Annotated in this window: 6 protein-coding genes and 1 pseudogene; 6 read left to right on the forward strand and 1 reads right to left on the reverse strand. The window is 74.0% G+C overall.

The window, feature by feature from the left end:
• Positions 1-470: pseudogene (locus tag HMPREF0591_RS01745) on the forward strand (hypothetical protein); the annotation flags it as partial.
• On the opposite strand, the gene HMPREF0591_RS01750 reads toward HMPREF0591_RS01745, so the two are convergent.
• Positions 454-918 (reverse strand): GatB/YqeY domain-containing protein, encoded by a 465-nt coding sequence (locus HMPREF0591_RS01750; RefSeq protein ID WP_007166667.1) that lies wholly within the window; start codon positions 916-918, stop codon positions 454-456. The pseudogene HMPREF0591_RS01745 and the gene HMPREF0591_RS01750 sit on opposite strands and share 17 nt — an antisense overlap.
• Between HMPREF0591_RS01750 and HMPREF0591_RS01755 the strand changes: the two genes are divergently transcribed.
• The 5 genes from HMPREF0591_RS01755 to HMPREF0591_RS01775 form a co-directional block, all read left to right on the forward strand.
• The gene (locus HMPREF0591_RS01755) at positions 917-2,236 is read left to right on the forward strand and encodes a DUF7847 domain-containing protein (protein WP_208857731.1); all 1,320 of its coding nucleotides are present in this window, start codon (positions 917-919) and stop codon (positions 2,234-2,236) included. The genes HMPREF0591_RS01750 and HMPREF0591_RS01755 overlap by 2 nt on opposite strands.
• A 13-nt stretch (positions 2,237-2,249) precedes the next feature.
• Positions 2,250-2,903, forward strand: a complete 654-nt coding sequence (locus HMPREF0591_RS01760; protein ID WP_007166670.1) for a DUF4129 domain-containing protein — start codon at positions 2,250-2,252, stop codon at positions 2,901-2,903.
• Complete coding sequence (locus HMPREF0591_RS01765; protein ID WP_007166671.1) at positions 2,903-4,042, forward strand: DUF4350 domain-containing protein; 1,140 nt, start codon at positions 2,903-2,905, stop codon at positions 4,040-4,042. Before HMPREF0591_RS01760 ends, HMPREF0591_RS01765 begins: the two co-directional genes overlap by 1 nt.
• Positions 4,039-5,016, forward strand: a complete 978-nt coding sequence (locus HMPREF0591_RS01770; protein ID WP_007166672.1) for an AAA family ATPase — start codon at positions 4,039-4,041, stop codon at positions 5,014-5,016. Before HMPREF0591_RS01765 ends, HMPREF0591_RS01770 begins: the two co-directional genes overlap by 4 nt.
• On the forward strand, positions 5,016-6,334 hold a 1,319-nt coding region (locus HMPREF0591_RS01775; RefSeq protein WP_007166673.1), incomplete at its 3' end, for a DUF58 domain-containing protein. The genes HMPREF0591_RS01770 and HMPREF0591_RS01775, both read left to right, overlap by 1 nt.

Genomic DNA, 6,334 nt, shown 5'->3' on the forward strand with positions numbered 1-6,334 from the left:
TGCTGCTCGCGCCGGCCGGCGAGGCCGGTCCCGCGCGGCGGATGGCGGTGCTGGGGGCCGGGCTCGAGGTGGCGGCGTCGTGGCTCCTCGAGCGGCGGCTCGGGCTGGTCGCGGAGGCCTACACGACCGGGAGGGCGCACCGGGAGCGAAAGTGGGCGGAGTACCTGACGGTCGGCGGGGCGCTGGGCACGCTGGCGGCGGGCCGCAGCCGGCCGGCGGCGGCGGTGTGCGGTCTGGCGCTTCTGGTCGGCAGCGTCTTTCAGCGGTTCGGCGTGTTCCACGCCGGGGTGGAGTCCACCCGCGACCCGAAATACGTCGTGGTTCCCCAGCGGGAACGGCTCGACGCCGGCCGCCCGGCGCGCGGCGACGACCGGGGCGGCCCGCAGTTCCCGCGCTTCGTCGCCGGGGTCCGGGTCGCTCGCGCGGCCGTCGCGCGGGTGCTCACGCGGTCGGCTACAGGCGCTCCTTGACCGCCGCGGACAACCGGGCCCCGTCGGCCTTGCCGGCCGCGATCGCGGTGGCCGCCTTCATCACCAAGCCCATCTGCTTCATGCCCGGCCGCTCGCCGATCTCCTCGGCCACCTGCGCGATCGCGGTGTCCGCGACGTCGGCGAGCTCGGCCTCGGTGAGTGGCGTCGGCAGATATTCGTCGATGATCCGCGCCTCGGCGTGCTCGTTGGCGGCAAGTTCCCCGCGACCGTTCTGCGTGTAGATCTCCGCCGACTCCGCGCGTTTGCGCGACTCGCGGGCCAGCACCTTGATCACTTCGTCGTCGGACAGCTCCTTGGCCTGCTTGCCGGAGACCTCCTCGGTTTGGATCGCGGCGAGCAACAGTCGCAGCGTCGCCGTGCGCAGCTTGTCCTTGCTCTTCATCGCGTCGGTCAGGTCGGCCCGCAGCCGCGATTTCAGTTCCGCCATGCCAGAGACGCTACGCGCCGGCGGCCCCGCCATGATTGAGAAATGCCCGGACCACCGACAGGATGGAGCCCATGACGAACGACGGGCCCGCCCGCATGCGCCGCGGAACACGGTGAGCGCGCCGCCGCCCGGCTATCCGGTTGGCCCGCCGCCGGGCCACGGTCCCCCGCCCGCCTACGGTCCCCCGCCCGCCTACGGCCCCCCACCGGGGTACGGGCCCCCACCGGGGTACGGGCCGCCCACCGGATACGGCCCCCCGCCGGGCTACGGGCCGCCCCCCGGATACGGCCCGCCACCGGGGTACGGCCCGCCGCCCCCTTGGCAATACGGCCCGCCCCAACTGGTCCCGGGAGCGGCCAAACCCGGCATCATCCCGCTGCGGCCGTTGACCCTGGGCGACATCTTCAACGGCGCGGTCGGCTACGTGCGGGCCAACCCGAGGGCGACGCTGGGGCTGACCGCCATCGTGGTGGTGGCCATCCAGATCGTCACGAAGGTCGCCGTGTTCGGGCCGTTGGCGGCCTACGGCAGGCTGACGACCGACCAGGCGAAGGAGCTGAGCAGCGGGGTCGTCGGCGCCTGGCTGACGTCGATGGGCGCCGGCGTCCTGGTCGCCTGGCTGGGCGGCATGCTGCTGTCCGGGATGCTCACGGTCATCGTCGGGCGGGCGGTCTTCGGCACGCCGATCACGATCGGGGAGACGTGGGCCAAGATCCGCGGGCGCCTGGTGCCCCTGCTCGGTCTGGCCGTGCTGGAAGGCGCCGTGCTCGCGGTCTTCGCGGGCCTGGTGGCGGTGATCGTCGCGGTGCTGGCGGCGATCGGCAGCGCCGCGGCGGTGGTCCTCCTCGGGTTGCCGCTCGCGCTGGCCATGCTCGCGTTGCTCGTCTACCTGTACACGGTGGTGTTGTTCGCGCCCGTGCTGATCGTGCTGGAGCGGCTGCCCGTCCTGGACGCCATCACCCGATCGTTCGTGCTGGTGCGCAACGGCTTCTGGCGGGTGCTGGGCATCCGCGTGCTGACGCTGCTGGTGACCTCCGTCGTCGCGGCCGCGGTCGCGGTGCCCTTCAACATCGTCAGCCAGGTTTTCCTGGTCACCCCGTCCACCGCGGCGTTCCTGGTGAGCACGGCGGTGGCGTCGGTGGGGGCGGCGATCGGCGAGATCATCACCGCGCCGTTCAACGCCGGGGTCATCACGCTGCTCTACACCGATCGCCGGATGCGTGCCGAGGCGTTCGATCTGGTGCTGCAGACCGGCGCCGCCGGCGGGCCGTCCGGGGCCGCGTCCACCGACAACCTCTGGCTTACCCGGCCGGTCTGAGGCGAGTGAGACAGTGCCCTCCATCGACATCGACCGCGATGCCGCACACCAGGCCGCCCAGGACGAGCTGAACAAACCGATCTACTCGAAGGGTTCGGCCACCGAACAGATCGCCGAATGGCTCAACGAGACGATCTTCCGGCTGCTGCAGAAGGCCGCCTCGCTGCCGGGCGGGTGGCTCACCGCGACGGTGCTCGTCATCCTGCTGGGCGTCGCGCTGGCGGTCGCCGTTCACGTCGCGCGGCGCACCATGCGCACCAACCGCGGCGGCGACTACCGATTGTTCGAAGCCGCCCAGCTCACCGCGGCCCAGCATCGGGCGACCGCCGAGGACTTTGCGGCGCAGGGTGATTGGGCCGCGGCGATCCGTCACCGGCTGCGGGCGGTCGCCCGCCAGCTGGAGGAGACCGGCGTGCTGAACCCGGCCCCGGGCCGCACCGCCAACGAGCTGGCCTCTGACGCCGGCGCGGCCCTGCCCCACCTCGCCGACGAATTGACGCAGGGAGCAACGGCTTTCAACGACGTCACCTACGGCGAACAACCGGGAACGCAGAGCGCGTACCAGCTGATCGCCGACCTCGACGACCACCTGCGGTCCCGCGCGGCGGCCGTCGCACCGGGGCCGGCGCATCCCGCCGCGCCCGACTCGTGGGCGCAGGTGCGGTGATGGCGGCCACCGGGCAGGCCGCCACGGCGGCGGCGCCGCAGCGCCGGCGGACCTGGCGGTGGGTGATCCTCACCCTCATCGTGCTCGCCGTGGTCGCCGGCGTGGACGCCTACCTCACCGCGCCGCGCCCGGGCGCGCGCATGGACCCGGAGTCGACGGGCCCCGAGGGCACCCACGCGCTGGTGGCGCTGCTGCGCGACGGCGGCGTCGACGTCGTGGTCGCGCACCGTATCGGCGACGTCGAACGGGCGGCGCGGCCCGACGCGCTGATCCTGGTGGCCCAGAGCCAATACCTGACCGGACCGCTGCTGGACCGGCTGGCGGCCGCGCCCGGCGACCTGCTGCTGGTGGAACCGACGGCGCGCGCCCGCGAGGCGCTGATGCCCGGCGTGCGCGTCATGGCGGCCAACACCTTCGACACCGACCCGGATTGCACGCTGCGCGCGGCCACCCGCGCCGGGCCGGTGCGCTTCGGGCCCAGCGACAGCTACCGCGCCACCGACGGCCGGCCGATCACCCGCTGCTATCACGGCGCACTGATCCGCTTCCGGGACGGCGGGCGGACCGTCACGGCGGTCGGCAGCACCGACTTCCTCACCAACGGCGCCCTGCTGCAGGAGGGCAACGCCGCCCTGGCGATGAACCTGGCGGGCGCCCGGCCCCGGCTCATCTGGTATGCGCCCCACCGCGTCGAGGGGGAATCCCCGCCGCCCGGCTCGGTTTTCGACCTGCTCCCGTCGAACGTGACGTGGATCGTCTTGCAGCTGTGCCTGGTCGTGCTGCTGGTCGCCGTGTGGCGGGGGCGGCGGCCCGGGCCGCTGGTCGCCGAGGCGCTGCCCGTCGTGGTGCGCGCGTCGGAGACCGTCGAGGGCCGCGGCCGGCTGTACCGTTCCCGCCGGGCCCGCGACCGCGCGGCCGCGGCGCTGCGCACCGCGGCGCTGCAGCGGATGCTGCCCCGGCTCGGGCTGAACACCGGGGCGTCGGCGCCCGCGGTGGCGGCCGCGGTGGCCGGTCGCAGCGGATCCGACCCGGCGGCCGTCGCCTATCAGCTGTTCGGCCCGCCCCCGGCGACCGACCACGACCTGCTACAACTTGCCCGTGCTCTCGACGACATCGAAAGGCAGGTCACACGGACGTGACGCAACCATCTACCGCCTCCACCCCCACCGCTGAATCGGCGCGGGACGCGCTGCTGGCATTGCGTGCCGAGCTCGCCAAGGCCGTCGTGGGGCAGGAGGGGGTGGTCAGCGGCCTGGTGATCGCGCTGCTGTGCCGCGGTCATGTGTTGCTGGAAGGCGTTCCGGGAGTGGCGAAGACGCTCCTGGTCCGGGCGCTGGCGGCCGCCCTCCGGCTGGAGTTCAAGCGGGTGCAGTTCACCCCGGACCTGATGCCCGGTGACGTCACCGGTTCGCTGGTGTACGACGCGCGCACCGCCGCGTTCGCGTTCCGACCCGGTCCGGTGTTCACCAACCTGCTGCTGGCCGACGAGATCAACCGGACCCCGCCGAAGACGCAGGCCGCGCTGCTCGAGGCGATGGAGGAACGCCAGGTCAGCGTCGAAGGCGTGGCCCAGCCGCTGCCCGACCCGTTCATCGTCGCCGCGACCCAGAACCCCATCGAGTACGAGGGGACCTACCAGCTGCCCGAAGCGCAGCTGGACCGCTTCCTGCTCAAGCTCAATGTGACTCTGCCGCCGCGAGATTCGGAGATCGCCATCCTCGGCCGGCACGCCCACGGCTTCGACCCGCGCGACCTGTCGGCGATCAACCCGGTGGCCGGGCCCGCCGAGCTGGCGGCCGGCCGCGAAGCCGTCGGCCACGTGCTGGTCGCCGACGAGGTGCTGGGCTACATCGTCGACATCGTCGGCGCCACCCGCTCCTCACCCGCGCTGCAGCTGGGCGTCTCGCCGCGCGGGGCGACCGCGCTGCTGGCCACCGCCCGCTCGTGGGCCTGGCTCTCCGGCCGCAACTACGTCACGCCCGACGACGTGAAGGCGATGGCCCGCTCGACGCTGCGGCATCGGGTGATGCTGCGCCCCGAGGCCGAGCTCGAGGGCGCCACCCCCGACGGCGTGCTCGACGGTATCCTGGCCTCGGTTCCGGTGCCCCGCTAGTGGTCCTGACCGGACGCGCCGGGCTGGTCGCGCTGATATGCGTCCTGCCCATCGCGTTCTCCCCCTGGCCGGCAAGGACTTTCGCGGTCCTGCTGGTCACGCTCGCGGCCTTGGTGGCCGTCGACGCGGGGCTCGCGGCCAGCACCCGCGGCCTGCGCTACGTCCGGTCGCCGGATCGCTCCGCCCGGCTCGCGCAGCAGGTGGACGTCGGCCTGCTGATCCACAACGACGGCCGGCGCCGGTTCCGCGGGCAGGTGCGCGACGCCTGGCCGCCCAGCGCGGGCGCCCGGCCCCGGATCCATCCCCTGAACATCCCCGCCGGGCAGCACCAGCACGTCACGTCGCAGCTACGGCCGGTCCGGCGCGGCGAGCAGCGCACCGCGCTGGTCACCGCCCGATCGATCGGCCCGCTGGGGCTGGCGGGACGGCAGGGTGCGCAGGCGGTGCCGGGCCTGCTGCGGGTGCTCCCGCCGTTCCTGTCCCGCAAGCACCTGCCGGCGCGGCTGGCCAAGCTGCGCGAGATCGACGGCCTGCTGCCGACGCTGATCCGCGGCCAGGGCACCGAATTCGATTCGCTGCGCGAGTATGTCGTCGGTGACGACGTGCGGTCGATCGACTGGCGCGCCACCGCGCGCCGCGCCGACGTCGTCGTGCGCACCTGGCGTCCCGAACGCGACCGGCGCGTGGTGATCGTGCTCGACACGGGCCGCACCTCGGCGGGCCGGGTCGGCGTCGACCCGACCGCCGCGGATCCGGCGGGCTGGCCCCGGCTGGACTGGTCCATGGACGCCGCGCTGCTGCTGGCGGCCCTCGCGTCGCGGGCCGGCGACCACGTCGACTTCCTCGCCCACGACCGGGTCACCCGGGCCGGCGTGTTCGGCGCGTCGCGCACCGAGCTGCTCGCCCACCTCGTCGAGGCGATGGCCCCCCTGCAACCGGCGCTGCTCGAACCCGATTGGACCGCAATGGTTTCCGCCATCGCCCGGCGCGCCCGCCGGCGGTCGCTGGTGGTGCTGCTGACCGACCTGAACGCGACCGCGCTCGACGAGGGCTTGCTGCCGGTGCTGCCGCAGTTGTCGGCGAAACACCACCTGATGGTCGCCGCGGTCGCCGACCCCCGGGTCGACCACCTGGCCTCCGGGCGCGCGGATCCCGCCGCCGTCTACGACGCGGCGGCCGCCGAACGCTCCCGCAACGACCGCCGCGCGATCGCCTCGCGGCTGCGCCGCGTCGGCGTGGAGGTGGTCGACGCCCCGCCCACCGAGCTGGCTCCCGCGCTGGCCGACCGCTACCTGGCGATGAAAGCCACCGGCCGGCT

This window comes from Mycobacterium parascrofulaceum ATCC BAA-614, assembly GCF_000164135.1.
GTDB classification, from domain to species: domain Bacteria; phylum Actinomycetota; class Actinomycetes; order Mycobacteriales; family Mycobacteriaceae; genus Mycobacterium; species Mycobacterium parascrofulaceum.